Here is a 3,595-nt window from a genome sequence, read left to right as displayed (position 1 = left end):
GACAACGGCCCGAAGCAGGCCAATAAGACTCTGAAAAAAATGAGTATTCGGTGTGTGAAGTGGTTTTTGACGGGGTGGTTTCGTTGCGGTTTAATGAGAATTCACGCTAATAAGCTGTTATGCACAGGGAGAGATAGGTGCCATTGTTTGAAACAGAGAGGTTGATTGCAAGGAAGCTGTCCCATCAAGACGTTCCGGTGCTCACCGCAATGCTCAGTGATCCAGAAGTCATGAAGTTCTCCGTCCGTGGAGTTTGTGACGAAGAAGCTACCCGAAAATTCGTTGATTGGTGCCTTGAGTGTTACGCCTCTCATGGGATAGGGCCATGGGCATTGTGTGAGAAAGAATCAGGGAATTTTATCGGCTTCTGTGGCGCTGGGCCGGAGTTGGTTGGCGATGTTGAAGAAATCAATCTAGGTTATCGTCTGGCCCGCAGGTTCTGGCATCAGGGGTATGCGACAGAAGCTGTAAAAGGTGTTCTCCAGTATGCTTTCGACCAAAAACACTGCGAGTCGGTAATTGTTATTATCGAGCCGGAGCATACAGCTTCCGTCAGGGTCACGGAGAAAGTCGGGTTCGGAGACTATACGACTCGAGAGTTCCATGCCCGGCCTGTGCGCGTGTATCGAATGTCGCGCGACGACTGGGCACTGCATAACAAATTGTTGTAGTGCGTTCCGGGCCTGGCGGCCCTACACCGGACGCCTACTACGCTGCGCTCCGTAGTCGCCGCTAAACAAAAGCGTTCTACCTTAATCGAGCCTGAATCACATTATGCTTGAGATTCCAGAGTATAAAGACCGAATTGTTGCCTTCATTGATATTCTGGGCTTTGAAGCACTCATTTTATCGCTTTCGAAAAATCCTGAACTGCGTGAGCGGATACATGCAGCGTTAACCAAGATCCGGTCTACGCGTGATAGCTCCCGGAGAGCGAATACTGCCCAGAGTGACTTGGAGATAAACCAGTTTTCAGATTCAATTGCGATTAGCGCAGAGCCAACGAAAAAAGGCTTTTTTAGCGTTATCTGGGCTTGTGGGTGGCTCAATGCGGATCTGCTCTACTCCGGAATATTGACCCGTGGTGGGATCTCGGTCGGGCCCACGGTTCACGAAAGTGACCTGATTTATGGTGAGGCTATGCTCCAAGCTTACCGAATAGAATCAAGTGCCGCTGTTTATCCAAGAATCGTTGTCGATGATGCAATTTTCGAGTACCCCGGAATTGGAGCTCAAAAACCGTACTTAAGGCAAGACGGTGACGGATTGTGGTTTATTGACCCGTTCGAATTTGAGGCATCATGTCCAGGCGCTGCCGGGCTAGCCGCTGATGGATACGATCCGAGGGAAATCTACTTCAAAGAGTTGGGTAAGCACATAGAGTCTGGCCTCTCCGGAGCTACGAGAGTGGATCATAGATCTAAGTGGCAATGGCTAAAAAGCCGCTATGAAGCAGCTTTACAGTTTCATAGGTCAGGCGGAAAGACTCAATTCATGCGATCGCTAGAGATGGCAGAACAAAACGCTGCAGCGGACGCTGAAAAGCGCCGCTGAGCTTCGCGTTATACAGACTAAGGAGAGTCAGGTTTGGAGTTAACCAACGTAGTCCCATGGGGCCGGTCTTTTGAAGAATATCAGGCGATGTTCGGATTATCCGAGGGTGATCTGAGCAAGCGAATCCTTGGGTGTGGTGATGGTCCTGCGAGCTTCAATGTAGAGGCAACAGACCGTGGGTGCCAAGTCACGTCTTGTGATCCGGTTTACCAGTTTCAAGTCGACGAAATACGCCGCCGGATTGACGACGTGTACCCAGAAATCATGACTAAGATGCGGCAGAGGGCAGGCAGCTATATCTGGGAGTCACTGAGTAGCGTCGAGCAGCTTGGCGAGGTCCGGATGAAGGCCATGTTGCGGTTCCTGTCCGACTTTGATGCGGGTTGCCGGCAAGGGCGGTATGTATCAGCATCTTTGCCCTCGCTGCCGTTCCCTGACTCCGAATTCGATTTAGCACTCTGCTCTCACTACCTTTTTCTCTACAGTGACCATGTAGATGGGGCGGCACACTTGGAATCAATGCGGGAGCTATGCAGAGTTGCGTCCGAAGTCCGTGTCTTTCCTGTTGTATCGCTGGACGGAGAGGCCTCGAAGCATTTGGATCAGGTCATGACTGTATTATCCGCCAGTGGGATTGATGTCTCATTGCAGCCTGTAAGCTACCGGTTTCAAAAAGGTGCTACCGAAATGTTGGTGGCAAAGTCTGTATAACCATGCCAGGCACGGCGACGCCTTTTTCGTTGCGGCTTCGCCTCCACTACAAAGGCGCGCATGCTGGCTGGCGTTAATTGGTAGAGATATGGAACCAGTTATCCAGGAAGAAATAACGGGTTGTGGTATTGCTGCAAGCGCTGCTCTAGCAGGCATTTGCTATGCGGAGGCCAAGAGTAAGGCAAATGCTCTGGGTATTTACGCCGCAGACACGTCGCTCTGGTCGGAGACTGTGCACGTCCGGAAGCTTTTGCGGGCATTCGGTATCTCGGTGTCGCCCAAAGAAACACCGTTCGAGTCTTGGGAGTGCCTTCCAGACAAGGCCCTTATGGCGATTAAATGGCGTATGGAACAGGGCAAACCATTCTGGCATTGGGTTGTGTTTGTCAGAGAGGGCGGCGAGGCAAAGGTGCTGGACTCCAAAAAGGCACTGAAATCGAACGTCCGCCGGGATTTCGGGCGCATGAAGCCCAAGTGGTACATTGAGGTATCCAATTAACAAGGCGCAGCAGTGCGCGGCCTATGGCCGCCGGACGCCCTTTCCGTGGCCCCTTCGTCGCCACTCCAAGGTCGCCGCTGTGCTTCGGCGTTATGCGTTGATGCGGAAAATCAGAATTCAAAAAATGGAGGTTAGTTGTGAAAGGATCTCACCTTGTTTTAATTGTGGTGGCATCGTGTGTGGGCATGGCCTCATGCTCCAGTGAAAGTGAGCCGAAGAAGCTGACACCTGAGCAAATCGCAGAGAATAAGCGGCTGTTTGAAGAACAGCAGGCCAAGGAAGAGGCGTTGAAGCTGTCAATATTTGAGGCGGATGAAGAAACTCTGAAGCAAATGCTTTCAGAGTGTAGAAAGCTTATAACTGAATACGCAGACTCAAGAAACAACGGCCCATTTTCTAACTATATGATCGATCAGTACAGCGCCGATGTTTATCAGTACCAGGCTGGAAGAGATGCCTTAATGACTGATGATGAGAGAATCGCTGACCTCAAAGAATCAAAAGAATACATCTCGTTCAATACAGAGTATGCCATCTTGTCTACATCCGATAGCTTTAATGGGCCTCAGAAATCAGTCGATAAATATGAGTGTGCATTTTCCAAAGGTCCGACCGTGGCGAGAGCCAAAATAGCATACTAGTTTCTTGGTTGTTGCAGAGTGCATAACAAGTCACGGAAGGCGGACGCGTGAGACGCGCCGCTTCGTTCAGCGTGTGTGCCGGGCATGGCGCAGAACTAGGGAGGTGAAAGTCCTCCTGCCAGGTGTTCGCAGAGCCGAAGGCTAGGAGAAGGGCAAGGGCGTCATCGCGAGGTGGGGTCTGAAGGAAGCC

The 3,595-nt window shown here is 51.1% G+C and carries 5 protein-coding genes; all 5 read left to right on the top strand.

Going from position 1 to position 3,595, the window contains the following annotated elements:
- Positions 1-137: 137 nt before the first annotated feature.
- The 5 genes from QPL98_RS19250 (at position 138) to QPL98_RS19230 (ending at position 3,405) form a co-directional block, all read left to right on the top strand.
- Positions 138-671 (top strand): GNAT family N-acetyltransferase, encoded by a 534-nt coding sequence (locus tag QPL98_RS19250; protein WP_303293854.1) that lies wholly within the window; start codon positions 138-140, stop codon positions 669-671.
- Positions 672-774: 103 nt separating this feature from the next.
- The gene (locus QPL98_RS19245; RefSeq protein WP_303293853.1) at positions 775-1,554 is read left to right on the top strand and encodes a hypothetical protein; all 780 of its coding nucleotides are present in this window, start codon (positions 775-777) and stop codon (positions 1,552-1,554) included.
- 33 nt (positions 1,555-1,587) lie between these two features.
- Positions 1,588-2,265, top strand: a complete 678-nt coding sequence (locus QPL98_RS19240; RefSeq protein WP_303293852.1) for a class I SAM-dependent methyltransferase — start codon at positions 1,588-1,590, stop codon at positions 2,263-2,265.
- Between the two features lie 88 nt (positions 2,266-2,353).
- On the top strand, positions 2,354-2,764 hold the full coding sequence (locus tag QPL98_RS19235; protein ID WP_303293851.1) for a hypothetical protein: 411 nt from the start codon (positions 2,354-2,356) through the stop codon (positions 2,762-2,764).
- 137 nt (positions 2,765-2,901) lie between these two features.
- Positions 2,902-3,405, top strand: coding sequence for a hypothetical protein (locus tag QPL98_RS19230; RefSeq protein ID WP_303293850.1), 504 nt, complete (start codon positions 2,902-2,904; stop codon positions 3,403-3,405).
- The last annotated feature ends 190 nt before the right edge of the window (positions 3,406-3,595 follow it).

The sequence above is a fragment of the Marinobacter sp. ST-43 genome (genome assembly GCF_030541085.1).
Classification (GTDB): domain Bacteria; phylum Pseudomonadota; class Gammaproteobacteria; order Pseudomonadales; family Oleiphilaceae; genus Marinobacter; species Marinobacter nauticus.
Note: the sequence above shows the minus strand (reverse complement) of the source record. Positions and strands in the feature narration are given on the sequence as shown.

Bases quoted from the DNA above. Each gene is read 5' to 3' on its own strand.
- QPL98_RS19245 (WP_303293853.1), top strand. From the start codon at position 775: ATGCTTGAGATTCCAGAGTATAAAGACCGAATTGTTGCCTTCATTGAT.
- QPL98_RS19235 (WP_303293851.1), top strand. From the start codon at position 2,354: ATGGAACCAGTTATCCAGGAAGAAATAACGGGTTGTGGTATTGCTGCA.